At 63.1% G+C, this 25,701-nt stretch carries 26 protein-coding genes and 2 pseudogenes; 17 read left to right on the top strand and 11 right to left on the bottom strand.

All coding sequences use genetic code 11. The annotated features are described in order from the left end of the window. The first annotated feature begins 111 nt into the window (after positions 1-111). Complete coding sequence (locus tag HWX91_RS12430) at positions 112-513, top strand: DUF302 domain-containing protein (RefSeq protein ID WP_028194043.1); 402 nt, start codon at positions 112-114, stop codon at positions 511-513. Positions 514-522: 9 nt separating this feature from the next. Here HWX91_RS12430 and HWX91_RS12425 read toward each other — a convergent pair whose 3' ends face one another. After that, positions 523-816, bottom strand: a complete 294-nt coding sequence (locus HWX91_RS12425; RefSeq protein ID WP_028194042.1) for a DUF1330 domain-containing protein — start codon at positions 814-816, stop codon at positions 523-525. A gap of 339 nt (positions 817-1,155) precedes the next feature. Here HWX91_RS12425 and HWX91_RS12420 point away from each other — a divergent pair, with 339 nt between their 5' ends. From HWX91_RS12420 to HWX91_RS12385, 8 genes are all read left to right on the top strand, one after another. After that, positions 1,156-2,319 carry a porin gene (locus tag HWX91_RS12420; RefSeq protein WP_081832895.1) on the top strand — a complete coding sequence of 388 codons (1,164 nt, stop codon included), beginning with the start codon at positions 1,156-1,158 and terminating at the stop codon, positions 2,317-2,319. Positions 2,320-2,397: 78 nt separating this feature from the next. Next, entirely contained in the window at positions 2,398-3,288 is an 891-nt protein-coding gene (dapA, locus tag HWX91_RS12415) for a 4-hydroxy-tetrahydrodipicolinate synthase (protein ID WP_028194040.1), read from the top strand. A gap of 42 nt (positions 3,289-3,330) precedes the next feature. Further along, a complete protein-coding gene (locus HWX91_RS12410; protein WP_028194039.1) occupies positions 3,331-4,500 on the top strand; it encodes an iron-containing alcohol dehydrogenase in 1,170 nt (389 codons plus the stop codon). Beyond that, positions 4,497-6,845: a 4-hydroxythreonine-4-phosphate dehydrogenase PdxA gene (gene pdxA / locus HWX91_RS12405; protein WP_081832894.1), complete on the top strand. Its 2,349-nt coding sequence runs from the start codon at positions 4,497-4,499 to the stop codon at positions 6,843-6,845. The genes HWX91_RS12410 and pdxA overlap by 4 nt, the downstream gene beginning before the upstream one ends. Before the next feature lie 143 nt (positions 6,846-6,988). Further along, on the top strand, positions 6,989-8,413 hold the full coding sequence (locus HWX91_RS12400; protein ID WP_028194037.1) for a sodium:solute symporter family protein: 1,425 nt from the start codon (positions 6,989-6,991) through the stop codon (positions 8,411-8,413). 34 nt (positions 8,414-8,447) lie between these two features. Beyond that, positions 8,448-9,626 (top strand): sialidase family protein, encoded by a 1,179-nt coding sequence (locus tag HWX91_RS12395; RefSeq protein WP_028194036.1) that lies wholly within the window; start codon positions 8,448-8,450, stop codon positions 9,624-9,626. Between the two features lie 149 nt (positions 9,627-9,775). After that, the gene (locus HWX91_RS12390; protein WP_028194035.1) at positions 9,776-10,543 is read left to right on the top strand and encodes a DeoR/GlpR family DNA-binding transcription regulator; all 768 of its coding nucleotides are present in this window, start codon (positions 9,776-9,778) and stop codon (positions 10,541-10,543) included. A 45-nt stretch (positions 10,544-10,588) separates the two neighbouring features. Beyond that, positions 10,589-11,284 carry an SDR family NAD(P)-dependent oxidoreductase gene (locus tag HWX91_RS12385; RefSeq protein WP_028194034.1) on the top strand — a complete coding sequence of 232 codons (696 nt, stop codon included), beginning with the start codon at positions 10,589-10,591 and terminating at the stop codon, positions 11,282-11,284. 75 nt (positions 11,285-11,359) lie between these two features. Here HWX91_RS12385 and HWX91_RS12380 read toward each other — a convergent pair whose 3' ends face one another. From HWX91_RS12380 to HWX91_RS12370, 3 genes are read right to left on the bottom strand one after another with little or no spacing between them, the layout of a single operon-like run. Continuing rightward, positions 11,360-12,670 (bottom strand): MFS transporter, encoded by a 1,311-nt coding sequence (locus tag HWX91_RS12380; RefSeq protein WP_028194033.1) that lies wholly within the window; start codon positions 12,668-12,670, stop codon positions 11,360-11,362. 31 nt (positions 12,671-12,701) lie between these two features. Then, positions 12,702-13,607 carry an HpcH/HpaI aldolase/citrate lyase family protein gene (locus HWX91_RS12375; RefSeq protein ID WP_042273605.1) on the bottom strand — a complete coding sequence of 302 codons (906 nt, stop codon included), beginning with the start codon at positions 13,605-13,607 and terminating at the stop codon, positions 12,702-12,704. Next, positions 13,604-14,836, bottom strand: a complete 1,233-nt coding sequence (locus HWX91_RS12370) for a Zn-dependent hydrolase (protein ID WP_028194032.1) — start codon at positions 14,834-14,836, stop codon at positions 13,604-13,606. The genes HWX91_RS12375 and HWX91_RS12370 overlap by 4 nt, the downstream gene beginning before the upstream one ends. Positions 14,837-14,977: 141 nt before the next feature. On the opposite strand from HWX91_RS12370, the gene HWX91_RS12365 reads away from it, so the two are divergent. After that, positions 14,978-15,931 (top strand): LysR family transcriptional regulator, encoded by a 954-nt coding sequence (locus HWX91_RS12365; protein ID WP_028194031.1) that lies wholly within the window; start codon positions 14,978-14,980, stop codon positions 15,929-15,931. A 58-nt stretch (positions 15,932-15,989) separates the two neighbouring features. Here the strand turns inward: HWX91_RS12365 and HWX91_RS12360 are convergent, their stop codons facing one another. The 4 genes from HWX91_RS12360 to HWX91_RS12345 all read right to left on the bottom strand — a co-directional run bounded on the left by HWX91_RS12360 (position 15,990) and on the right by HWX91_RS12345 (position 19,902). Further along, a complete protein-coding gene (locus HWX91_RS12360) occupies positions 15,990-16,916 on the bottom strand; it encodes a 2-hydroxyacid dehydrogenase (protein WP_028194030.1) in 927 nt (308 codons plus the stop codon). 22 nt (positions 16,917-16,938) lie between these two features. Then, positions 16,939-17,742, bottom strand: a complete 804-nt coding sequence (locus HWX91_RS12355; protein WP_081832892.1) for a class II aldolase/adducin family protein — start codon at positions 17,740-17,742, stop codon at positions 16,939-16,941. Between the two features lie 102 nt (positions 17,743-17,844). Then, entirely contained in the window at positions 17,845-18,528 is a 684-nt protein-coding gene (locus HWX91_RS12350; protein WP_244144056.1) for an RraA family protein, read from the bottom strand. A 21-nt stretch (positions 18,529-18,549) separates the two neighbouring features. After that, positions 18,550-19,902 (bottom strand): MFS transporter, encoded by a 1,353-nt coding sequence (locus tag HWX91_RS12345; protein WP_042273603.1) that lies wholly within the window; start codon positions 19,900-19,902, stop codon positions 18,550-18,552. A gap of 204 nt (positions 19,903-20,106) precedes the next feature. Between HWX91_RS12345 and HWX91_RS12340 the strand changes: the two are divergent. The 4 genes and pseudogenes from HWX91_RS12340 to HWX91_RS12330 all read left to right on the top strand — a co-directional run bounded on the left by HWX91_RS12340 (position 20,107) and on the right by HWX91_RS12330 (position 21,683). Continuing rightward, positions 20,107-20,447: pseudogene (locus HWX91_RS12340) on the top strand (PadR family transcriptional regulator). Next, a pseudogene (locus HWX91_RS41455) lies at positions 20,444-20,539 on the top strand (DUF1700 domain-containing protein); the annotation flags it as partial. The pseudogenes HWX91_RS12340 and HWX91_RS41455, both read left to right, overlap by 4 nt. Before the next feature lie 35 nt (positions 20,540-20,574). Next, a complete protein-coding gene (locus HWX91_RS40665) occupies positions 20,575-20,898 on the top strand; it encodes a hypothetical protein (protein ID WP_244144055.1) in 324 nt (107 codons plus the stop codon). Positions 20,899-20,915: 17 nt separating this feature from the next. Continuing rightward, positions 20,916-21,683, top strand: coding sequence for an SDR family oxidoreductase (locus HWX91_RS12330; protein ID WP_028194026.1), 768 nt, complete (start codon positions 20,916-20,918; stop codon positions 21,681-21,683). Between the two features lie 227 nt (positions 21,684-21,910). Here the strand turns inward: HWX91_RS12330 and HWX91_RS12325 are convergent, their stop codons facing one another. Both HWX91_RS12325 and HWX91_RS12320 read right to left on the bottom strand, forming a co-directional pair. Next, a complete protein-coding gene (locus HWX91_RS12325) occupies positions 21,911-22,483 on the bottom strand; it encodes a chromate transporter (protein WP_042273601.1) in 573 nt (190 codons plus the stop codon). Between the two features lie 2 nt (positions 22,484-22,485). Beyond that, positions 22,486-23,052: a chromate transporter gene (locus tag HWX91_RS12320; RefSeq protein ID WP_028194025.1), complete on the bottom strand. Its 567-nt coding sequence runs from the start codon at positions 23,050-23,052 to the stop codon at positions 22,486-22,488. 204 nt (positions 23,053-23,256) lie between these two features. On the opposite strand from HWX91_RS12320, the gene HWX91_RS12315 reads away from it, so the two are divergent. The 3 genes from HWX91_RS12315 to HWX91_RS12305 all read left to right on the top strand — a co-directional run bounded on the left by HWX91_RS12315 (position 23,257) and on the right by HWX91_RS12305 (position 25,192). After that, complete coding sequence (locus tag HWX91_RS12315) at positions 23,257-23,403, top strand: hypothetical protein (protein WP_156034495.1); 147 nt, start codon at positions 23,257-23,259, stop codon at positions 23,401-23,403. 192 nt (positions 23,404-23,595) lie between these two features. Beyond that, the gene (locus HWX91_RS12310; RefSeq protein ID WP_028194024.1) at positions 23,596-24,309 is read left to right on the top strand and encodes an alanyl-tRNA editing protein; all 714 of its coding nucleotides are present in this window, start codon (positions 23,596-23,598) and stop codon (positions 24,307-24,309) included. A gap of 28 nt (positions 24,310-24,337) precedes the next feature. Beyond that, positions 24,338-25,192, top strand: coding sequence for an AraC family transcriptional regulator (locus HWX91_RS12305; RefSeq protein ID WP_028194023.1), 855 nt, complete (start codon positions 24,338-24,340; stop codon positions 25,190-25,192). Between the two features lie 37 nt (positions 25,193-25,229). On the opposite strand, the gene HWX91_RS12300 is transcribed toward HWX91_RS12305, so the two are convergent. Further along, complete coding sequence (locus tag HWX91_RS12300) at positions 25,230-25,628, bottom strand: hypothetical protein (protein WP_028194022.1); 399 nt, start codon at positions 25,626-25,628, stop codon at positions 25,230-25,232. Positions 25,629-25,701 lie beyond the last annotated feature (73 nt).

Genomic DNA, 25,701 nt, shown 5'->3' with positions numbered 1-25,701 from the left:
AACTTCGGGTCAGGAAATCCTTACGGATCGCTTCGTTGAAGTTGGCAAATCGCGGAATCGGCGACTAGAACGAAGGAGGGGATAACAGACGTCAACACTCGGAGGAAATCCATGTCCGCGCTCACCGCCGACAACGGCATTGTCAATGTACCCACGCAACGCACGGTCGAGCAGGGCGCCGACGCGTTTGCGTCGCTGATCGAAGCGAAGCACATCATCCTGTTTGCCCGTATCGATTTCGCCGCGGATGCGCAGCGCGCGGGGCTGGCGATGCCGCCGTCGCAATTGCTGGTGTTCGGCAATCCGCGGGCCGGGACGCCGCTGATGCTGGCCGCGCCGAGCGTGGCGCTCGATTTGCCGCTTAAGGTGCTGGTGTGGCAGGACGAAGCCGGCGAGGTGTGGTTCTCGTATAACGCTACGAGCTATCTGCAGGCGCGGCATGGCGCGCCTGCAGAGTTGATGAAAGCGATCGACGGCATCGGCGCACTTGTGCAGGCCGCCGCGGCCACCTGAGCGTACGCGTTACTCGGCGCCGCGAACGATGCGCAGATCGCGCTCGGCGCCGTCGGCCAGGGCTTCAAGCGCTTTCTTGTAGGCGTCGCTTTCATAGGCGGCAACGGCCTGTTCGTAGGTCGGAAACTCGATCACGACGGTCCGTTCCTTCAAACCTTGCTCACGAACTTCTTCGGCCGCGCTGCGGACGATGAATTTGCCATTAGCTGCGGCCACCGCGGGTGCTGCCAACTGTGCGTACGCGGCCAGCTTCGACGGGTCCTTGATCGCGCGGTACGCGGTTACCCAATATCCCTTGCTCATCTGAATCTCCTGGTTTTGCGGCGTGAAAGTAGTGGTCGCGTTGCAAAGCAACGACGCGGGAATTATGTCACTTCGAGCAACCTCCTACCCGATAGCCACCTCCCGCCGACTGTTTTGTGTCCCGCTGCATCGGCTGCGTGATCGGTTGACGCAAAATTGATCGAATCAATCGTTTTCATGATCGAATCAAAAAAAATACTTGCAAACGACTGAATCGATCATTATATTGACCGAATCGGTCGTTTATATTGAGCGAAACGCTCACGTCAGCAGGCCTCGACCGTCTGCAAGTGGCCGAAGCGCCATGGCCTGCCATCAAGAAAAATCACGGAGACACAATTGAAGAAGCGTTCCTTCCAGGTCCTGGCCACATTGGGCGTACTCGGTGCGGCCACGACCAGCGCGCACGCGCAAAGCAGCGTTACTCTGTATGGATTGATCGACACGTCGCTCGTCTATTCGAACAGCCAGAAAGGCCACTCGAATCTCCAGATGTCGAGCGGCACCTTGTCTGGCAGCCGCTGGGGATTGCGCGGTCAGGAGGATCTGGGCGGCGGCCTGAGCGCGCTGTTTGTCCTCGAGAATGGTTTTAGCAGCACGGCCGGCACGCTCGGTCAGAACGGCCGTGAGTTCGGGCGCGCCGCTTATGTGGGTTTGAGCGGCGGTTTCGGTAAGGTGACAGCGGGGCGGCAGAACGACACCTCCGCGGATTTTCTCGGTGCACTGACGGCGGCCAATCAGTGGGCGGGCGGTCTTGGCGCGCATCCGGGCAATACGGACAACCTTTACGTGAATGAGCGGATTAGCAATAGCGTGAAGTTCACCAGTAATGACTATGCGGGTTTTCGCTTCAGCGGCTTGTACAGCTTTGGCGGCACCGCCGGCGACTTCTCGAATAACCGCGTCTGGGGGCTCGGCGCCACCTATGCGAACGGTCCATTCGTGGTTGCGGCGTCCTATATGAACGCCACTACGCCGAACACCGGACTGTTCGACGGCACGGCCGGTACTGCGGCGATCTCGCCGAACAACACCCCGATCTACTCCGGCTACGCGTCCGCGCGTACGCTTCAGATCGCGGCGGTGGGCGGCGCGTACACGTTCGGGGCGGCCACCTTTGGGTTGATCTACTCGAACTCGAAGTTCAAGGATCTGGGGTCGGGCGCGGCGTCCGCACCCGTGGCGCGTTTTGCCGGCGATACCGCGACCTTCGATAACGTCGAAGCCAACTTTCGCTATCAGCTGACGCCGGCCACGCTGCTCGGTGTGGCCTACAACTACACCCGTACGCACGGCGCCGGCGACGCGCACTACAACCAGGTGAACGCCGGCGCCGACTACTTCCTGTCGAAGCGCACCGACGTGTATCTCAGCGCCGGCTGGCAGGCGGCGAGCGGGATCGATTCGACGGGCCGCGCGGCAACCGCGGCGCTGTGGCCCATTACGGCGTCGAGCACCTCGCATCAGTTCGTCACGGCGCTGGGCTTGCGTCACAAGTTCTGAACGATTCGAGCAGTCTGATTAAACAGGAAGGCCTCGAGCCACAACCTCGAGCCTTTCTTCGTAGAAGTGGAGTCGAGCATGACAGTCTTGTTCAAAGGGATCATTCCCGCCCTCATCACGCCGATGACGGCTTCGGAAGAGGTCGATGAAGCGGGTTTGCGCGCACTGATCGAACGCCTGATCGAGGCCGGTGTGCATGCGCTGTTCGTGCTCGGCACCAACGGCGAATTCATCGCGTTGAACGAAGCGGAGAAACTGCGGATCGCAAAAATCGCCGTCGACCAGGCGCGCTCGCGCGTGCCGGTGATTGCCGGTACCGGCGCGTATGCCACGCGCGACGTGATCGATCTGAACAGCAAGATGCTCGACGTGGGCGTGGATGCGGTGTCGGTGATCACACCGTATTTCAACGGCGCGACGCAGCCGGAACTGTTCACGCACTATGAACGGATCGCGCGGGCCACCACCTTGCCGGTGATGCTCTACACGATTCCCGCGAAGGCCGGCATCACCTTGACCGTGGACACGGTGCGCCGCCTGGCCGAGATCCCCAACATTCGCGGTATCAAGGATAGCGGTGGGGATTTCGACCGTTTGCTGCAACTGATCAATCTGCGCCGCGACGATTTCGCGGTGTTCACCGGCACCGACTCGATGATTCTGTGGACCCTGATCGCAGGCGGCGACGGCGCGGTGGCCGCGACCACGAATGCGGTACCGGATATCGTCACGTCGATCTGGAAGCACTTTCAGGCTGGCGATATCGCGGCCGCACGCAAGGCGCAGGAATCGCTGCGCGCGCTGCGTGACGCCTTCGCGCTCGGCACGATGCCGGTGGTGCTGAAGACCGCGGCGCAAATGCTCGGCATGCCGGCCGGTCCGGCGCGTTCACCCGCCCAGCCGCTCGATGCCAATGCCCGCGCCCGTCTCGAACAGGCGCTCGCGGTGTACCGCGACGCGTCACGTTAAAACACCTCGGCCACGCCGCTCTATCGCCAACCACTTACCGTCATGACCTCGACCTATCACTTCCAGACCGTCAAGCACATCGTGCACGGCGCGCACAGCCTTGACCTGCTGGCTGACAAACTTGCCTTGCTCGACACGCCGGTCAAACGCATTGCCTTGATTACCCAGCCCGCGATGGAGCAACTCGGTGTGATCGATCGCGTGACGGCCGCACTTGCGCAGAAAGATGTCGAAGTGCTGATCGTGCGCGATGTCGAACCTGAGCCGACCATCGGCAACGTGGAAAGCGTGTTCAGCGAGCAGATCGCACCGTTCGCGCCGCACGCGATCCTGTCGATCGGCGGCGGCAGCGTGCTCGACGCGGCCAAACTGTTTGCCGTGCGCCTGACCAATGAGCAGCCGCTGCGAGAATGGCTCGGTATCGATCTGATCAGGAAACCGGGTGTGCCCTTGATCCTTGTGCCGACCACCGCCGGCACCGGTTCGGAAGTCACGCCCAATGCAATCGTCACGTTGCCGGACGAGGCCCTCAAGGTCGGCATCGTGAGCCGTCATCTGTTGCCGCAACTCGTGATTCTCGATGCCGCGCTGACGCTGAAATTGCCGAAAGCGATTACTGCGGCGACCGGCATGGACGCGTTCGTGCATTCGCTCGAATCGTACATCTCGACCAAGGCCAATCCGGTCAGCGATATGTTCGCGATGGAATCGATGCGGCTGATCGGCGCGAACATCGTCGAAGCGTACGAGCACGGCGAATCGATCAAGGCGCGTGAAGCCATGATGCTCGGCTCGATGTACGGCGGCCTCGCATTGACGGCGGCCGGCACGGCCGCGGTGCATGCGCTCGCGTATCCGCTCGGCGGCATGTTCAATATCACGCACGGCGTGGCGAACGCGATGCTGTTGCCGCATGTGATGGCCTTCAATATGGATGCCTGTGCGGGCCGGCTCGCCGACGTCGCGCATGCGCTCTCGCTCTGCGCGCACGACGACAACGAAGAGGCCGCCGCGCGCAAGCTGATCGAGCGGATCAACGAGTGGACGGCGGCGGTCGATATTCCCCAGGATCTGCGCAAGTTCGGCGTCAGCGAAGACGACCTCGATGCGCTCGCGGTGGCGGCGGCGAAAGTCAAACGGCTGCTCGGCAACAACCCGAAACCGCTTTCGCTCGACGACATGAAGGCAATCTATCGCCGTCTGCTGCCATGAAGCCTGCACGCGAACGCCGCTTGCGGCTCCTGATCATCGGCGACGATCTGTCGGGGACAGCCGACTGCGCCGTGACAGGCGCGCGCCTCGGCTTGCGCAGTGTCGTGATGCTGGATGCGAGCGCGTCTTCGGCGGCTGCAACGCGCGAAGCGAACGACCCGCACGATGTGACCGACGCGCTCGACGTGCTGGCTGTCGACGCCGATTCGCGCCGGCTGGATGCTACGTCGGCGGCGCACCGTCATGCTGACCTGTGGCGCGAACTGGGCTGCGCGCAGACGAAGCTCTACAAGAAAGTCGATTCGACGCTGCGCGGCAACTTCGCGGCGGAAGTGGCCGCGCTTGTGCCGCTCGCCGGCATGGCGATCGTGGCGCCGGCGTTTCCAGCCGCCGGCCGCACGACACGCGACGCACGCCAGTGGCTGAACGGCGTGGCGGTGGAAGACACCGAGGTATGGCGCAACGAAGGGATCGGTGGCGAAGCGAATCTTCCCGCGATGCTCGGGCAATACGGCGTGCACGCGGTTGCGCTCACGCTGGCCGAGGTTCGGGCGGACAGCGCTCTGCTGGCAGAGCGGCTCGACACGCTGCGCGAGGCCGGGATTCAGGCCGTGGTGTGCGACAGCGAAACGGCGGACGACCTGCACCGGGTCGCCCGCGCGTCGGCAACGTTGCGCGGCGTGTTCTGGGTCGGCTCGGCAGGGCTCGCAGGCGATCTGATGTGCGCATTGAATCTGGCCGATGCGGTGCAGCTCGCCACACCGGCGCAGCACACGCCGGGTCAGCCGGTACTGACCGTGGTCGGCAGCATGTCGAGCATGTCCCACGCGCAGATCGAGCGGCTGAAAACAGAAGCGGGCAGCGCGCTGGTTGCGTTCGAAGTCGACACGCGGACGCTGCTCGCCGAGCCGCCCACGGAAGCGAATGCGAATCTTCCGCGCAAGGTGAGCGCAGCGCTGCAACAGGGGCGCCACGTGGTCGTTTCGCTGAGCCAGTCCGATCGCAGCAGCGTCGCCGACGGCCTGCTGTTCGCCCGGCGTCTCGCAGCATTGCTTGCGCCCACGCTGCCGTTCGCCGGCAGCGTAATCGCCACCGGCGGCGAGACCGCGCGCGCGTTGCTGTCCGCTGCCGGCATCGGCCAGTTGCGGATTGTCGAAGAAATCGAAAGCGGTGTGCCGCTGCTGCACGCGGATCACAACGGGCGCCGCCTTTACGTCGTTACCAAAGCCGGCGGTTTCGGCCATCCCGGCACGCTTCATGTTGCCTGGCGAAAACTCGCCGGCGTTCAACGCCTTGCCCGGCCTATCGAGGCCACCCTCAAAGGACTTACCACCATGACCTATCGTCCAGTTATCGGCATCACCATGGGCGATGCTGCCGGCGTCGGCCCCGAAATCGTCATGAAGGCGCTGGCCCATGCCTCCGTCTACGAACAGTGCCGACCGCTCGTGATCGGCGACGCCGCGCGTTTGCGCGATGCGGGCCAGCGCGCGGGCGCCGCGCTCGAAGTGCGCTCGATCGACAGTCCCGCGGACGCCGGCTTCGAGTGCGGTGTGGTCGATTGCATCGATCTCGGCCTGATTCCGGCGGATCTGCCATACGGCAAGCTCTCGGCCATCGCGGGCGATGCGGCGTATCAGTACATCGCGCGCACGGTCAAACTGACCTCGGCCGGCGAACTGGACGCGATCTGCACGGCGCCGCTGAACAAGGAAGCGCTGCACGCAGGCGGCCACATTTTCCCCGGGCATACGGAGATGCTCGCGCATCTGACGGGTATCGACGAAGTGTCTATGATGCTCGTCGCGCCGAAGCTGCGCGTGATTCACGTGACGACGCACATCGGCCTGCTCGATGCGATTCGGCGCATTGAACCGGGGCTCGTGCAACGGACCATCGAGCGCGCGCATGAAACGCTGGTGCGTGCCGGGATCGACAGCCCGCGCATCGGCGTCTGCGGGATCAATCCGCATGCGGGCGAGAACGGCTTGTTCGGCTACGGCGAGGAAGAGGAAAAGATCATTCCGGCGGTGCAGGTGCTGCAGGCGCGCGGCTGGGACGTCGAAGGCCCGTTGCCCGCCGACACGCTGTTTTTCCGCGCCGGCCGCGGTGACTTCGATGTGGTGGTCGCTATGTATCACGACCAGGGCCACGGTCCGGTCAAGGTGATGGGCCTCGAGGCTGGCGTCAACGTGACTGTCGGTCTGCCGGTGATCCGCACCTCGGTCGATCACGGGACGGCCTTCGACATCGCCGGCAAGGGGATCGCCGACGAACGCAGCATGCTCGAGGCGCTGAAGCAGGCACTCGATCTCGCGACGCGGCACTCCGAGCAGGAAGCCTGAGCGCGGGCCGCAAACCGGTAACAACCGGCAACACCTTGCCGCTCGTGCGGTGGAAACAGATTCTCGGCCGGCGAGAAGGCGGGGACACGCCCGGCGGCCGAATTTTCGATGCGAAGACGTCGTCAAAATACATTGGAGACACCATGGCAACTTTTAGCTACTGGGACACAGCGATCATCATCGGGATGGTCGTGCTCTACATCCTGCTGACCAGCTGGTTCAGCGTCCGGCTGCGCAGCCGCAATTCCGAGCAGTTCATGGTGGCGTCGCGCTCGATGCCGGCCATGGTCGTCGCGGTATTGCTGATGTCGGAGTTCATCGGCGCGAAGTCGACGATCGGTACCTCGCAGGAAGCGTTCAGCGCGGGCATCGCGGCGTCGTGGTCGGTGATCGCCGCGTCGATCGGCTTTCTGTTCTTCGGCCTGTTCATGGCCAAACGCCTCTACAGTTCGGGTGAATTCACGATCTCCGGATTCATCGCAATGAAGTACGGCAAGCGTGCGAAGCTGGTCGTCTCGGCGATCATGATCTATGCGCTGTTCCTCGTGAACGTGGGCAATTATGTGAGCGGCGCAGCGGCGATTTCAACGGTGATGCGCATCAACCTGCCCACCGCAGCGGTGATCACCGCGATTGTCAGTACCGTGTATTTCGCCTGGGGCGGTTTGAAGAGCGTCGCCTATCTGACCATCGTGCATAGCGCGGTCAAGCTGATCGGCATCGCGATTCTGGTGATCGTGGCGTGGCAGATGACCGGTGGCATCCAGCCGATGATGGCGCAGATGCCCGAGCATTACTTCACATGGAACGGCTCGCTGAGCAACGGTACGATCGGCGCGTGGATCATCGGCACGGCCGGCGCGATCTTCTCGACCCAGTTCATCATTCAGGCGATTTCCGCGACCCGTTCGCCGGCGGCGGCGCGCAATGCCTCGCTGCTTGCCGCGGCGTTATGCGTGCCGATCTCGATCGCGCTGGGTTTTCTCGGCGTCGCGGCCAAGTTTCTGTTTCCCCACATCAAGAGCCTCTATGCGCTGCCGGTGTTCCTGCAGCATATGAATCCGCTGCTGGCCGGCGTGGTGACGACTTCGCTGGTGGCGTCGATTTTCGTCAGCGTGTGCACGGTGGCGCTTGCGATCGCATCGCTGGTGGTGAAGGACTTCTATGTGCCGCGTTACAACCCGACGCCAGACGTCGAATTGCGTATGACGCGCTGGATTTCGCTGGTGGTCGGACTCGTGCCGCTCGTGTTCGTGCTGTTCGTTCCGCAGATTCTCGCGCTGTCGTTCTTCACGCGGGCGTTGCGGTTGACGGTCTCCGTGGTGGCCTTGATCGGCATCTATCTGCCATTCTTCAACAGCAGCCGTGGCGCAATGGCCGCGCTGATCATCGCAACGATCTCGACGACGGTCTGGTATCTGCTCGGCAATCCGTTCGGCATCGACAACATGTATGTGTCGCTGGTGACGCCGGCTATCGTAATCGTGCTGGAAAAGTTGCTGTTTCCGTCGGGTTCCAAGCCTGTCGGCGCGAGCGGCGAGCGGCTTCAGCATCGTGAATCACATTGAAGTGACGTATTCAGGAGAACCCCGGATGACTTCCATCCTCGCAGAGACCCCGGCCTCGACGGCGTGGGACAGCCACGTACGCGTGACCTACGCCGACGCGCAACGCCGCGAAGCGTATTTGCCGTCTCCATGCGTGCAGAATCACGCGGCCAATCTGCATGCGCTGCCTGATGGCGACCTGCTGTGTGCCTGGTTCGGCGGTACGCAGGAGGGCATTCCCGACGTGTCGGTCTACATGTCGCGCTTGCGTGCGGGTGCCGGCGTCTGGTCCGAGCCCGAGAAACTGTCGAACGACCCGACGCGCTCCGAGCAGAATCCCGTGCTGTTCACCGCGCCCGATGGCCGCTTGTGGCTGACTTATACCGCGCAGTTGTCCGGACATCAGAACACCGCGATTGTGCGGCGGCGCATCTCGTCCGACGGCGGGATGAGCTGGGGACCGATCGAAACGTTGTTCGATCGCGCGGGCACCTTCGTGCGCCAGCCGATCGTCGTGATGCCGGACGGCGCGTGGTTGTGTCCGGTGTTTCTGTGTCGTACCGAACCCGGCGAGCGTTGGATCGGCAACAACGATATCAGCGCCGTGCTCATTTCCGAGGACCAAGGACAGTCGTGGCGCGAATATGAGGTGCCCGATAGCGTGGGTTGCGTGCATATGAACGTACAGGTGCTCGCAGACGGCTCGTTGCTCGCGCTGTTCCGCAGCCGCTGGGCGGACTTCATATACGCGAGCCGCTCGAAAGATGGCCGCACGTGGAGCGCGCCGCAAGCAACCACGTTGCCGAACAACAATTCGTCGATCCAGTTCGTGTCGCTGAAAAATGGCCATCTCGCGCTGGTGTACAACGAGAGCGACGCGTCGCATGCCACCGGGCGGCGCGCCTCGCTGTACGACGATATCGAAGACTCCGAAGACAGCGGCGCGTTGCGCGACCAGGGCGCGTCGGCACGCGGCAGCGCGTTCTGGGGCGCGCCGCGAAGCCCGATGTCACTGGCGATTTCCGAAGACGGCGGCCACAGTTGGACACGTCGGCGCACTCTGGAAATCGGCGACGGCTACTGCATGACGAACAACTCGGCCGAGCAGCGTAACCGCGAGTATTCGTATCCGTCGATTGTGCAATCCGCCGACGGCGCATTGCATATTGCTTTCACTTACTTCCGTCAACGGATCAAGTACGTGAGCGTCGACGAAACGTGGGTGCGCGGTTGAAGTCGTAAGTCAGGCAGCAGGGGGGAACGGCCGGTTTTGAGCGAACCGGAAAGGGACGCGGCGTACGAATGGAAATTCGCTACACTAGGCACACTTTTTCGCGCGCTGCTGGCGCGCTGTCGCTTAACCGGTTCCTCCGATCCAAGATCATGAAAGTTGCGAAACGCCGCGAGGCGATGCTTCACGCTGTACTGGGCGGGATGACAGATGTCGGTACGCTGTGCGAGCACTTCGGCATGTCCGAGGCGACCGTGCGGCGGGACTTGCGGGCACTCGCGGACGACCGCCAGATTCTGCGCACCTATGGCGGCGCGGCAGCGGTCAGCGCGCATGAACCGGAAGCGTCGCTCGACGAGCGCAGCGAGAGCTTTCGCGAGCAGAAGGATGCGATCGCGCGCGCCGCGCTCCTGCATGTCCAGGAGGACGACACGCTGTTTCTCGACGGCGGAACGACCACGGCGGCGCTGGCGCGGCAATTGATCGGGCATCGTTCGATTCACGTCGTGACCAATAACCTGCTGGTGGTCGGCGCGCTCGCCGCCAGCAAGGTGCGGGTGACGCTGATCGGCGGCGATATCCGCTCGTCGAGCATGAGTACGCTCGGGCCGCTCGCACAGCTTGCGCTGAGCCGCCTGAGTTTCGACAAGGCGTTTCTCGGCGCGGACGGCGTGACAGCAACGCGCGGCCTGTGTGAGGCGACGGCCGAGCAGGCGTATCTGAAGGAGTGCGTGATCCGTCAGGCGGCCAGTGTGTTCGTGCTCGTCACCGCCGACAAGCTCGGCCGCGCCAGCCAGCAGCATTGGACGCCGCTCGAGCGCGACTGGACCTTGATCACCGATAACGCGGCTCAGCCGCAGGAACTGGCCTTGTTCGACGAACGGGGCGAGGTGACGGTGGAGACCGTGGCGGTTCGATAAGCGTTCGCGACGTCTCTCCGTGACCGTTTTTCAAGGAGAAGCGGAGTGACAGCGAAAGCAGGTGGACAACGGCATGCGGTGGTGACGGGGGCGTCGTCGGGAATCGGCGAGGCGATCGTTCAACGTCTGCTGGAGGATGGGTGGCGTGTAACGGGCTTGTGCCGGACACCGGCAACGCATCAGGTCGAGCGCCTGACCATCGCTCCCGTCGACGTAACTGATTTTGCCGCGCTGGAGCCCGTGGTCGACGCTATCGGCGCTTGTGACGCGTTCGTGCATGCGGCAGGATTCATGCGCACGGCGCCGCTCGGCGAACTCGCCGCCGAAGACGGCGCGGCGATGTGGCGAATTCATGTCGACGCAGCGGCATATCTCGCCAATGCGTTGTTGCCGAACCTGGCTGCAGGCGGCCGTATCGTGCTGATCGGCAGCCGGACCGCGAACGGCGCTGTCACCCGCAGCCAATACGCGGCGACCAAAGCGGCGCTGGTCGGCATGGCCCGCTCCTGGGCCGCCGAACTTGCTCCGCGCGGCATCACCGTTAATGTGGTGGCGCCAGGCGCCACCGATACCCCGCTGCTCAGCCATCCCGCGCGAGCCGGTACCCCGCCTAAATTGCCGCCGATCGGCCGCTTCGTCAAACCGTCGGAAGTGGCGGCGCTGACCGCCTTTCTGCTCGGCGCCGAAGCGGGCGCGATTACCGGGCAACAGATCGTGATGTGCGGAGGAGCGTCGCTCTAAGCGCGCATGACGTCGATCGAAGGCGCGTTGCCGGCCGGATTCGCGCCGCGCCTGATCATCCCATGCCAGCCGGCGCTAATTGACAAGCATCGCAGTCGGTTCCTCCGCACGGATCCCCTTGCGATACCGTCCAAGCCCCACGATTCCAATCAGCGACACGGCCGAAAGCACCGTGAAGAACAGCGCCAGCGGCAGCCACTCGCCCTTGTAATTCTGCGCGAGCATCGTGCCGATCAAAGGCGTCGTCCCGCCGGCAATCGTCGCGCACAGTTGATAGGCGATCGAAATGCCGGAGTACCGGACCTGCGTGGGAAATGCCGGCGTCATGAAGCCGGCGATGACGGCGTAAGTCGCGGACAGCACCACCACCGCGAGTGAGATGCCTGCCACGATCGCGGCGGGGTTTTGCGTCTTGACGAGCAGGAACATCGGGTAAGGCGTGAACATGGACACGAGAGCCGCCCAGGTCAGAAAGCGGGTTTCTCCAACGCGTTGGGCCAGCAGGGCTGAAATCGGTTGCGATGCCAACTGGATGAGGGTGACGACAAACAGGCAATCGAGAATGAACGATTTCGACATGCCGAGATAACCGGTGACATACGAAATCATGAACGTGTTGGTGAAGAAGAATCCGGCGGAGCCGATCGTCGTGGCCATTGCCGCCATCACGATCGGATACCACGCGGTGCGCAGTACTTCCTTGACGGGCGACTTCAGCACCTCGCGATTCTTGCGAAGCTGCTCGAACTCGGGCGACTCCTTGACGCCGAGACGGATCGCCATGCCGATCAGCAACAGCACGAAGCTGGCCAGAAACGGCAGGCGCCAGCCCCAGGCCACGAAGCTGTCGTGATCGAGCGAGGTGACGAGCCTGAATGACACCAGCGAAAGAATCAAACCGACCGGGCTGCCCATCTGCGGCATGGACGCGAAGAACGTCTTGCGTCCCGCCGGTGCGTGCTCGCTTGCCATCAGCACCGCGCCGCCCCATTCGCCGCCCACGGCAATTCCCTGCAGAATCCGCAGCAGCACCAGCGAAACCGGTGCCCAGATGCCGATGCTGCTATAGCCCGGCAGCAGGCCGATGCCGGTCGTGGCGATCCCCATCAGGAACATGGTCAGCAGCAGCATTTTCTTGCGGCCGAGCTTGTCGCCGAGATGACCGAAGACGGCGCCGCTCAATGGGCGCGCAATGAAGCCGACGAAGAACGTGCCGAACGAGGCCATCGTACTGAGGAAGTGATTGCTGCTCGGGAAGAACACGTCGCCGAGAACGAGCGCGGCGGCCGTCGCATAGGTGTAGTAGTCGTAATACTCGACGGCCGTGCCGATAAAAGCAGCGGTGGCGGCGCGCACAGGCTGATGCGTCTGTTCAGAATGGGACATGGGGAATCCTGTTGACTAATGTTGGCCGGCCCTACCCGTTGCGGCCGTCGTCGAAGGCGCGCAGCAGGGCGTCACGGGCGATCAGGCGTTGCGCGTTATTGCGCTCCGGGTAGTCGATCCATATCGAGCCATCAGCGGCAGACGGATTCGCCTGCTGGGCGGTATGCGCGTCGATCAGCGCATGCGCCGCCCGCACGTCTTCCGTCGAGGGTGTCAGCGCACGGTGAATCGCCGGCACATGCTCGGCAAACACGACGCTTTTCGAAGCGAAGCCGAGTTGCGTGGAGATGTCCAGGTCCTGCTCGAGCACCTGTGCTGAGCGGTACGTACAAGGGAGATCGATCGGCACGCAACCGGCCGCAACGCACTCGATCAGAAAGCGGCTGCGTGCGTAAAGCAGTTCGTTGCCGCCAGGCGTGCGGCGTGCGCCGAGATTTGCCGCGAGGTCCTCGACCGCGAGCATGCAGCACTTTATGCGTGCTCCCACGTGCAGCAGCGCGCCCAGATTGACCAGACCCTGCGCGGATTCGATAACTGGAACCACCTCCGTCGAGCCCGCCGGAATACCCAGCTTGCGCTCGATGACGGCGAGCGCATCGTCGAGCGCGGCCAGTTGGGCCGTGCTTTGCGCGTGCGGCAGAAAGATTGCCCGTGGCTTGCCGGGCATGATGCCTGCGAGATCGGCATGGCCGTCGTGTTCCAGTGTGTTGATCCGTACCGAGGCGAATATGCCGTCGCCGGCTGCTTCGCGCAGCAGCATGACAATGCGCTCGCGTGCTTGAGGCCGCTCCTGTGGCGAGGTCATCTCTTCCAGGTCGGCGACCACAGCGTCGGCGCCGCTGCGCAGCGCAGCGGCGTGGGCCGCCGCATTGTTGCCGGGTACGAAGAGCCATGTACGCCGCACGCCCGGCGCACGCACCGCTTGACGGGTGTTCATGCGGCTTGTCCGGCGCGTGCCAGCATCGCGTGAAGCAGTACATCCGTGCCCCGTCTGACGTCTTCCGGCAACGCGTCTTCGGCTTCGTTATGGCTCAGACCGTCGACACAGGGGATGAAGATCATCGCCGTCGGACAATGTTTGGCGAGATGGATCGCATCGTGCCCGGCGCCACTGATGATGCGCTGATGCGGATAATCCAGCGCCTCCACCGCGTTGCTGACAGCCGCAATGCACTGCGGGTCGAACGGCGTGGCAGGGCTGACCCAGTGCTGTCCAATTTCGACCGTCAGGCGGCGGCGCTTCGCAATCGCGTCGAAGCGTTCGCGCAGCGCTGTTTCCATGTTGCCGATGAGTGCGTCGTCCGGGTGCCGCAGGTCCACGGTGAAGGTCAGGTCGGCGGCAATGGTGTTGCGCGAGGCGTTGCGTATCTGCAATTCGCCGATGGTGGCGAGGCCCAGCGGGAAGAACTCCGCTGCGATGCGCTCCAGTTCCGCAGCCATTTCCGCGCTCGCGAACAGCGCATCGCGGCGGTACTGCATCGGCGTCGTGCCCGCATGCGCCGCCTGGCCACGCACGCGCACGTCGAGCCAGCGAATTGCCTGGCCACCTGTCACGACGCCGATCGGCACGCCGCTCTCCTCGAGCACGGGCCCCTGTTCGATGTGCGCTTCGAAATAGGCGTCGAAGACGATGCCGGGCACGGCGCGCGTGCCGGCGTAGCCGGTGGTTTGCAATGCCTGTTCGACCGAGGTGCCGCTGGCGTCGCGCGTGTTCAGCGCCTGCGCGAGCGGCATGACGGCGGTGAAGGCCGCCGATCCGAGCATGGCCGGCGTGAAGCGCGCGCCTTCCTCGTTGGTCCATACGACGATCTCGATGGGCTTCTCGGTTTGAATGTCCGCATCGTTCAGCGTGCGGACGACTTCGAGCGCGGCGAGCACGCCGTAGACTCCGTCGAAGCGGCCACCTTCCGGCTGGGTGTCGAGGTGGCTCCCACTCGCGACGGGTGCCGCGTCGTTGCGTTTGCCGGCGCGCCGCGCGAAGAGATTGCCCACCTTGTCGACCGACATCGTGAGCCCGGCTTCGACGCACCATTGCGAAAAAAGCGCCCGGCCGGCCGCGTCCTGCTCAGTCAGCGCGAGGCGCCGCACACCGCCCGCGGGCGTGGCGCCGACGGCGGCCATGTTCATCAGGCTCGTCCAGAGCCGCTCACCATTGATTTTTAGCATCACATACTCCTGAAGCCGCGGCGCAATCGCCACGTCGGGTTCGTCGTGATGCCTTTATCGGTAATCAAAAATGATAAGTCTAATTTCTAATTCTAATCCTCAGTATAATTTTCGTGGATGATGTGAACAGTGAGGCTCATCGTGAGCAAAGACCGCCCGGATACTTACCTGAACGACCGCCTTGACTGGAACCTGCTGCGGACTTTTCTCGCCATTGCGAAAGAGGGCAGCGTGAGTCGCGCGGCAACGCGTTTGCATCTGACGCAGCCTGCCGTGAGCCAGGCGTTGCGCCGTCTTGAGGAGCAGTTGGGGTTGCGCCTCGTAGACCGCCACGGTCCGCGTATCGAGGTCACGCAGGCCGGTATCGAAGTGAAACAGATTGCTGAAGACGTGTACGGCACGATCTCGCGCCTGTCGCTTGCCGAGGTGGATCGCGATCACGATATCTCCGGCATGGTGCGCGTGAGCACCGTCAGCGGCATCGATTTTCCGGCTTACGACACGTTTCTTGCGGAGTTCCATCGCACGTATCCGCGCATCGAACTCGAAAGCCAGGAAATGCGCAGCGCCGACGTGGTGAACAGCCTCCAGCAAAAGTCCGCAACGCTGGGACTGACGCCGCGGCGCGCGTTGCCCAAACGGCTCGACAGCCGCGTGTTTTTGCGGCAACGGTATGCACTTTTCTGCGGACGTCATCATCCGCTCTTTGGACGCAGCGACATTCAGCTGGCCGACCTGGCCGGCGAAAAATTCGTCTCTTTCACCGGCGACAAGGTGGGCGACCACATGTCGCCACTCACATTCTTTCGTGACGAGATGGGTTTTACGGGGCGCGTGGTCGGCTCATCGTCGAGCATGACCGAGGTGCGGCGTTTCATCTTCGCGGGCTTCGGCATTGGTTGCCTGCCGGAACACGTGGTGCGCGACGACATCGCTCAGGGCCGCTTGCAAAGGCTGCCGCCGGACGGCGGCGTGGCCGACCTCGATATCTACATGCTGTGGTCACAGGACCGCAAGCTGAGCACGGCCGAAGCCGCGTTTATCGATGCGTTGAATGTGTTCATAGATGGCCAGACGGAAGCCGCCGAACTTTAGCGCTTCGTCTGGCAGCCGAACCCAATAACCGTGGTCGACGACCGTTCGATAACCGCACTCAATAACCGCGCGTGACGTCGACCAGGTTATGCAGCGGTTCGCCGCGGATCAGCCTGCGTGCGTTGTGCGCCACTTGCGCGCCGATCGTCGCCGAGCTTGCGACCGACGCCATGTGAGGCGTCACGATCAGATTCGGCGCGCGCCATAAATGATCTTCAGGCGGTAACGGTTCGGTCGGGAACACGTCGACGATCGCACCGCCGATCTGTCCGCCCGTGAGTGCCGCGATCAGATCCGCTGGCACCAGATGCTCGCCGCGGCCAACGTGAATCAGTTTCGCGCCCGGCCGCAGGTGTTCAAAGGTATTCGCGTTGAGAATCCAGCGGGTTTCGGGCGTGAGAGGCAGAAGGCACACGAGGATGTCGGTCCCCTCGAGAAATGGCTTGAATTGCTCGGGACCGGCGAAGGTCGTTACGCCGGGAAGCTCACGGGGCTTACGCGCCCAGCCGCGCACCGCGAAACCGAAACGCTGCAGGTCCGTCGCGACGCGGCTGCCGATTTCGCCGAGTCCCATGACGCCCACCGCGCATTCGGACGCATCGCGCTGGTCGTGGCGAAACCAGCGGTCGAGACGCTGATTGGCGAGCACGCGGTCGAGTTGACGATGAAAGTGCAGCACGCCCCACGTAACGAATTCGCTCATTCCGCGTGCGTGTTGCGGATCGACGACCCGGCATAGCGGCACGGCAGGCAGGGCAGGGTCCGACAGAATGTTGTCGACGCCCGCGGCGATGCTATGCACGAGCCGTAGTTTCGGCAGCGCTGCCAGCGCGCCGGCCGGTGGATTCCAGCACACGGCGATTTCCGCATCGCCGGCGGATTGCTCGCCGTGCATCACGACGTCGAGGTCGGGAGCCGCGTCCTGAATCGGCTGCACCAGATGTGACATGTCGTAGTCACGGCTCATCAGAACAAGTTTGGTCATTGCGTTGAATCGGAAAGCGGGCCTAGTTGCGGTAGTCGGATTGCGGATCGTCGATCAGCCGTAATGCCGCGCGCCACGCCAGCTCCGCAATTTCCGCGGAGTCTGCGCGGGAAAACTGGCTCGCGGTCAACTCGCACACTTCCCGCGGTGGAATGCGCAGCGCGCTGCCGCCGGCCAGCGCCTGAATTTGCGCCTGGCAGGCCCGCTCGAGGAAATAGATCTCGTGGAAGGCTTCGGCTGCCGTGGCGCCGGCCGCCAGCAGGCCGTGATTGCGCAGAATCATCGCCTTGCAGGAACCGAGATCGCGCACCAGACGCTCGCGCTCGCCGAGTTCGAGCGCGATGCCTTCGTAGTCGTGGTAGGCGAGCTTGCCGTAGAACTTCAGCGCATGCTGACTGATCGGCAGCAGCCCCTGTTCTTGCGCCGATACCGCTGTGCCGGCAGCCGTATGCGTATGGATCACGAAATGCAGGTCGTCGCGCGCGGCGTGAATGGCGGAATGAATCGTGAACCCGGCGGCGTTCACGCGAAACAGCGCGGGCTCGCTGCGCGCGCGTTCGTCGATGACGTTGCCGAGATGATCGATCTTCACGAGGTCCGACGCGCGCATCTCATGGAACAGCACACCATAGCGGTTGATCAGAAATGCCGGCGGCTCGCCCGGCGAGCCGGGCAGGCGCGCCGTGATATGCGTGTCGATCATGTCGGTCATGCGGAAGTGCGCGGCCAGCCGGTACAGCGCCGCCAGTTCCTCCCGTACCTGCTGTTCGGTGCCCAGCGGCGCCTGTTTGTCGCTTATGCGATCGGATGTTGGCGTGGATTGCATTGCAGAAGTCTCCGAAAGTCTCACTTGCTGTATGTGGCTGGATCGCTATATGTCGCGCACGTAGTGTTCGTTAGCGTGCCAGTATCCGTCAATTTCATTGTTCTAATGCTGATCATTAGCGGCGCGAATATTTGCCGGCATGAAGCATTGCAGAACCTCGTGGACCGGTTCTTTGGCGTTAAGCCGGGCAAGGATCGTGGGCTCCGCGCGATCGGACGCGAGCGCGAGGTCGATCACCGCGGCGAGTGCCGGTGCGGGCGCGAACAGCACGCCGTTGTCGTCGGCCAGCACGATGTCGCCCGGGCGCACCATGATCCCGCCGCACGCCACCGGTTCGTCGAACAGACTCGACGCCGTGTCGCGTTTCTTGGTCGTCAGTAAAGAGGTGCCTCGCGCGAACACCGGCAGCCCCGTGCCGCGTAGTTCGATGAGATCGGTCACCACGCCGTCGACGATCACGCCGCGCGCGCCGGCGTTGAGCGCCGCGCATGCCGTGACCGCGCCGACCGGCGCATGCGTGTGGTCACCGTTCATGTCGATCACCAGCACGTCGCCAGGTTCGAGTTGCGACAGCGCACGGTTCACGGCAATGGCGTCGGGCGACAGCAGCTTGAGCGTCACCGCGCGGCCGATCACCTTCACGTTGGGGACCATCGCGCGCAGGCGATGATCCGCGAAGCCGTTCTCCAGAAAATGCCCGAGCGTCGGGAAGCTGACGGCTTCAAGGCTGCGCAGCAACGATGATTCCGCGGTGGCTGGCATGAGCGAGATCTTTTCCGTTTCCATAACAGGCTCCATAGCAGGCCTTCACGAAAGGCTCGCCGTGGCGGCACGGGCGCGCGCCGTCGACGAGATATCGCGGCGCAGCGTCTCCGTGAGCAGCAGGAGCGCGATGACCGAGACGGCCGCCGAGCCCATCATGTACCACGCTACCGACGAACCGCGGCCGGTGGCGGACAGCAGTGCCGTGGTGACAATCGGCGTAGCCGCGCTGCCGAGCAGTCCGGACAGCATATAGCTCACCGAGAGACCGGAGTAGCGCACCTCGGTACCGAACAACTCGGCGAGGAAGGTGGCGATAGGGCCGTAGTTGGCCGCAAAGGCGGTCATCATCAGCAGATAGCCGAGCAATGCAAACGAAAATTCGCGCGTATCCAGCAGCCAGAAAAGCGGAAAAGCGAGCAGGGCTTCCGCGACGATGCCGCCGATAATCACCGGCTTGCGGCCCACGATATCGGAGAGCTTGCCGAACGCCGGCAACAACACGATACAGAGCGCGCAGGCAATCAAGGCAATCGAGAGCATCGCGTTACGCGAAAAGCCAAGAGTCTGCGTGCCATAGGTGAGCCCGAAGGCAACGATCAGGTTGAACGAGGTACCCGTCGACATGGTCGCGATGCCGCCGAGCAGAACCTGCTTCCAGTAGCGCGTGAGTACTTCGGCGATCGGCAGTTTGACCTGAGCGTCCGCTTCCTTGACCTTGCGAAAAGACGGCGTCTCCGACGTATTCAGGCGGATATACAGACCGACCCCCACAAGCAACGCGCTCGCGAGAAACGGAATACGCCAGCCCCACGAAAGCAGGGCTTCGTTCGACAGCATGGCATTGCTGACCAGAAACGCCAGATTGGCGATCAGGGTGCCGGCGGGCACACCGATCTGCACCCACGAACCATACAGTCCACGCTTGTTGGCCGGGGCGTGTTCCACGGCCATCAGCACGGCGCCGCCCCACTCTCCGCCGAGCGCGAGTCCTTGGATGACGCGCAAGGTGAGCAGCAGAATGGGCGCCCAGATTCCGATCGACGCGTAGTTCGGCAGCAGGCCAATCGAGAACGTCGCAACGCCCATGATGATGAGCGAGACCAGCAGCATGGCCTTGCGTCCGAGACGGTCGCCAAAATGCCCGAACAGCGCGGCGCCGACAATTCGCGCCAGATAGGCGGAGGCGAACGTGCCGAACGCCAGCAAGGTGCCGACGAGAGGCACAAAGCCGGGAAAGAACACCTTGTTGAAGACGAGCGCCGAGGCGGTGGCGAAAACGAACAGGTCATACCACTCGACGGTCGTGCCGATCACACTCGCTACGGCGATCCGGTTCATGTTGGCGGGGGCGCTGTCCGAAGGCGGTGGTGGCTCCGCGGGGCGATAGGACGTCATGGGTTTCTCCTTGGGGCATGGCGGTTGCAGTGGATGAACGCAGCCATTGCGCGCATGGCCTGGTGCCTTTATCGGAAGCCAAAAACAATAAGTACAAGTCTGTTTTCTAATCCTTTGTATTAATGCTGCGAATGATCGCAGGGTAGTCTCGTCCTGTGCATAGAACAGTACCTTGCTATGCACACTGATATGTAATGGAACTGAATGAAAACGCAGATCAAGAAGGGAACCCTCGACATGTGCGTGTTGGCTGTCCTCGCCGGCGGCGACAGCTACGCCTACGAGCTCGTCTCGACGCTCTCGGAAACCATGGAAATCAGCGAGGGCACGATCTACCCGCTGATGCGCCGCTTGCAAGCCGAGGCATGGTGTCGACGTATTTCGTGGAGTCCAGCTCGGGGCCGCCGCGCAAGTATTACTCGCTGACAGCGGCGGGCCGCAACAGTCTGGCGGAGATGCGAAGCGAATGGCGCAGTTTTGTCGATGAAGTCAATGGCGTGCTGGCCTTGTCCGGTACGTCCTCAGGAACAGGGGAAAAGCGATGACGCAGGACGCATTCATCCAGCAATTGCGCCACGAACTGCGGAGTCTGCCGAAGCAGGTGGTCGACGAAATCGTCGCCGACTACATTCGGTACCACGTTCGATGCACTTTCGTGAAAAGGAAGCGGTCGTGAACATGCGCTATTCAGGCAGTACGGCAATCCCGGCATACCCGCGACCTGCGTGCGGGCTGACCTGTCCAGACAGCCGCGTGGTCAGTGTCCGGAGTGTGGCCGGCTGGCTTGCGGAGGGATTCCGTATCGCTCGCAAGAACCCGGTGCTATGGCTTGCGGCGATTCTCACGTGGCGCGCGCGGGCGGGCGCTGCCGAGCCTGGTCTTATCGACGATATGATGGAGTTGCGTCTGATCATCGAGCCGAACGCCGCGAGGCTTGCCGCCAAACGCGCGACCGCTGACGGAACCGCGAGGGGCGCACTCGCGCCTCGTTTCTGAACATCGCAAGGACACACATGACACAGCTATTCGATCTGAGCGGCCGCACGGCGCTCGTTACCGGCTCGGCGCGCGGCATCGGCTTCGCGCTCGCCGAGGGGCTGGCCGCGGCCGGTGCGAACGTCATTCTGAATGGCACGCGCGCCGATACGGTGGCGCAGGCGGCCACCCGTCTGAACGACAAGGGTTTCAACGCGCAAGGCCGGGCGTTCGACGTGACCGACGAACAGGCGGTTGCCGAGGCATTCGCGCAGTGGGATAAGGACGGCGTGCAGATTGATATCGTGATCAACAATGCCGGCATCCAGTTTCGCAAGCCGCTCGTCGAACTGGCATTGAGCGACTGGCAGCGCGTGATCGACACCAATCTGACAAGCGCGTTCATCGTCGCGAAACAGGCCGCACGCCGCATGATTGCGCGCGGCACGGGCGGCAAGATCATCAACATCGGCTCACTCACGAGCGAGGCCGGACGCGCGACGGTCGGCGCCTATACGGCGGCGAAGGGCGGCATCAAGATGCTGACCCGTGCGATGAGCGCCGAGTGGGCGGGCTCGAACATTCAGGCGAACGCGATCGGGCCGGGCTACATCCTGACCGACATGAACAAGCCGCTGATCGAGAATGCCGCTTTCGACGCATGGGTCAAGAGCAGCAATCCTTCGCAACGCTGGGGCAAACCGGAAGAGCTCGTCGGCACGGCGGTGTATCTGGCTTCGGCGGCGTCGAGCTATGTGAACGGGCAGATCATTTACGTCGACGGGGGCTGGCTGGCCGTTCTTTAGATACCGATTCGCGCAAGTAGAGAAAATCGGGTCGTCATTAGCCGCCTCGACAATCGACATCCTGGTTTCCTACAAACCGCGGTCACTCAGCGAACCATGAACGCCTGACACACATCGCGGTCTTAGTCGCATGCAGCGAGGTCCGATCGCGGCTCGCGAGCCTGGTGGACAGCACGGCTGCTCACGTGCAGCCGGTGAAGCGCATGAGACCAAACGTAAAACCGCGCCTAGCCCGCCGTATGTACCTGGAACATGGCTGGCAGGCTCGCACTGAGTTCGGACATGCCGAGCAGCAGCAAGGCCCCGCAAAGCAATAGAACGAGCGGGTTGATTCGGGTACTGAGCAGCGTTACGACTGAAGCAATCGCAATCGCTTTGGCCGGAAGGCCGCCGTCCAGCGACTTCAGCAGAACCCATCCGGCGGCGAGAATCATGCCGGAGGCGACGGGGCGCAACCCACGCTCGAGCGCCAGTTGCCAGGCCGCGCCCTGATAGCGTGCCCAGACGTGGGTTACCCCGTAGATCAGGAAGCCGGTGGGCGCGAGCAAGGCCAGCGTGGCCACCACGGCGCCCCAGAACCCGGCGATCTGCCAGCCGATCAACGTGGCCAGCAGCGAGCCCGGGCCTGGCGCCATGCGTGAAATCGCGAAGTCGACACCGAACTGCGCATGTGTCATCCATCCGTGCACGTCGACAACCTGCCGTTGAATATCGGCGATGATGGCCTGGCCGCCGCCTATCGTTACCAACGACAAGGGCGCAAAAACAGCGGCAAGCTGTAGAAGAGCGCGATTCGACATGGCTATGCTTTGCGTAGTTTGATGTATTCGACCAGCACGCTCAGACCGCCCGCGCCTATCACGACCCACACCAGCGGCAGGCGCAATATGCCGACCGCGACGAAGGTGCCCGCGAGAAAGAGCAGAGGGAGGAGTTTGCGTGGCACTCGCAGCGCGGTCGTCACGCCCATCGACAACGACAGGCCGGTGGCCGCCGCGGCCGCACCGGCGAGCAGGATGTGAGCGAGCGGGAAGTGCAGCAGATGCTCGAAAACCGTGCCGAGAACAATAATCAGAATGGCGGGCGGAACGATGATGCCGGTGACGGCCAGCAACGCGCCGCGCCAGCCGAGCAGACGGTGGCCGATCCAGATCGCCATATTCTTGACGTTGATGCCAGGCAGCGCCTGCGAGATGGCGAGGCCGTTCAGAAAGTCTTCTTCGCCGATCCAGTCGCGATCCTGGACGAATTCGCGCAGCAGCCAGCCGCTCAACCCGCCACCAAAACTGGTGAGCCCGATGCGGCTGAATATAAGGAAAAGCCCGGTGAGGGTAGGCGGTCGACTCGTGTTGGCAATTTGTTGGGACATCGAATCTTCCAGTCAGATTGACGGTTGACGGGCGAGATGAATGTTTTGCCAGGGCTTGCCCGTTGCCGTACGCGCTGAAAAATTATATCAACGGCGAGTCTCTTTCTGGACGGCATCTTCAGGGCGAATCAATCCTGGTCTCTCAACGTGTGAGAGTTCGCAGGCAATTCTCGCAACCACAGTATTCTCGCGATCAGGTGTGCGATGTCGTTCATCGCGTATCCCGACCGCGTCAGCCTGTCGGCGGCCGCTGGGCTGATCCGCGATGACCTGCATGTCATCAATACCGACCTGATCCGCGATGACCTGCATCTCACCAATACCGACGTCGGCCTCGTATTCGCCGCGTGAGCGGCTTGCGCTGTTTCACGACAATACGACCGTCCTTCATCGGCTTTGAGCGACTTCCTCAGCCGCGGTCCGGCCCCGATTATTCTGGTTATTCCGATGATTCGACCTGCCGAGGGCATTTTTGACCAAGACGGCGTCCCATGAGACTGAGTATGCTGGGCGTCATCAGTCATTTCCTGCGGGGACTTCAAGGTGGCGCACTATCTTTGCCATGAGCAGCCGGACCTGCTCGAATTCGAAACGAGCGTGATCGCCTCGCGCCCCGGCGCGGTCGTGCTGGGGCGCACGGCCTTGCATCCGGGCGGCGGCGGCCAGGTGTCGGACGCGGCGGTGCTGACGCACGCGCAAGGCGTCGCGCACATTACCGGCGTGGCGCCGGAAGGCGGCATGCTGTGGCATCTGCTCGACGAGCCGCTCGAACTGAATGGCGCCGTGCACGTGGCCGTCGACGCGGCCCGGCGTGCCACCGTCGCCCAGCTTCATACCGCCACGCATATTCTTAACGCTCTCGTCTATCAGCGCTTCGCCGGGGCGCTCGTGACCGGCGCGCAGATCAATGCCGACGGCACTGCCCGGATGGATTTCGATCTGCCCGAAGCGGACAACGACGCGCTGCGCCTGCTGGAGGAACCTGTCAACGAGGTGATCCGCAGCGCCATGGATGTGCGAACCTATTACGTCAGCGCAGCGGAAGCGAAGTCGACGCAGGGTCTGATCCGCAGCCTCTCGGTGGCGCCCCCGCCGACCTCCGACGGCACCGTGCGAATCGTCGAGATCGGCGACCTGGACCGGCAGGCCTGCGGCGGCACGCATCTGACCAATACGGCGCAATCGAGACCGATCCGCATCGTGAAGATCGAGAACAAGGGGCGTCGCAATCGCCGGGTCAGAATAGAATTGGTGTAACAGGCATTCCGGAGCGTTGAGAGCGGCCATGGACACATCGGACAAAGGCGAACCAGAGGTAGTGTGCTGGCGGGACGGCGCGCTGGACGGCGCCTGTCTCGCGATCGCGCGCTACGGCGATCACAAATTCGATCGGCATCTGCATGACGAACTCGTGATCGTCATGACGCAAAGCGGCGCGGGGCAATGTCATACGCGTACCGGCACCGACGTCGCGGGACGCGGCAGCGTGCTCGTGTTCGGCCCCGGCGAGTATCACAGCGGGGAGGTGTGGGAAGGCCGCGAATGGAACTATCGCGCCATCTATCTCGACATGGAAGGGCTGGGGGCACTAGGCGCGGTGTTCTCGCCCGATTCGCGTGACGACACACCGCTGCTGATTCCACCAGGGCTCTACCAGGACGCGCATCTTGCCGGTCTGCTGACCAAGGCGCATGCCAGTCTCGACGAACACGGTTCGGTCCCGATGATGGAGCGGCAGGCGAACTGGTGGGCCGCGATGGGAATGCTGGTCGGGCGCTATGGGCAATCGCGGCACGAACTCGGCGAGGGTCGCCGCGAAGCCCGCAAGATGGCTCAAGTGCGCGAATACGTCGCCGCCAACTATGAGCGCGATATCCCGGTCGACGAACTGGCTGAACTGGTGGGGCTAAGCCGTTATTACCTCACGCGCGCCTTCTGCAAGGAGTTTGGACTGCCGCCGCACGCCTATGCAACGCAGGTGCGGCTGCTCGCCGCCAGACGCATGCTTGCGGCGGGGGAGAACGCGGCAACGGCCGCGGCGGCTGTGGGGTTTTACGATCAAAGCCATCTCAACCGGCTTTTCAAACGGGCCTATGGGATCACGCCGGGGACGTATGCTGCGCTAAAGCCTGGGCATTAGGTCAGGTGCGAGTTGCCGGCATTCGGTGCTGCAAGCTTTAATCAGGAAGCGCGACGTCTTCGATCAGCGCCGACTGTACGGCGCGAATCCTGCGATCGACGAAGTAGCCGCCGCCTTCCGTGTAGCGCAGATAAAGCCGGCTGCACAACGTGCACTGCCAGACAGCGCAGCGGTTATACGGGAAGTGCCGCGGCGCGATGGGAGCGTCGGCCGACCAGTAGTTCGTCTTGCCCGGCAGGTACTCGCCGAACGTGGGTTCCGGATCGTCTTGCGGCGCGAGCGTGCCGACTTCCTCGAACTGCGTTTCGTCAAGTGACAGCGGCTGAGATTGCCAGCCGTCCAGCGGTGTCCTCGTACACGAGCATGGCGCGGCGGCGCGCTGTTCTGCACGTTGCGCGAGTTCAAGGAGCGTTGCAGCGTTCAGATATTCCGCCATGGAGCACACAGTTCCTGCAGGGTTGAGCCGATGATACGGCGCGCGGCGCGTGGGATGCGACCGTATCCTCAGC

This window comes from Paraburkholderia fungorum, from assembly GCF_902833645.1.
Classification (GTDB): Bacteria; Pseudomonadota; Gammaproteobacteria; order Burkholderiales; family Burkholderiaceae; genus Paraburkholderia; species Paraburkholderia fungorum.
The sequence above is the reverse complement of the archived record's forward strand: the minus strand, read 5'-3'. Positions and strand labels throughout refer to the sequence as shown.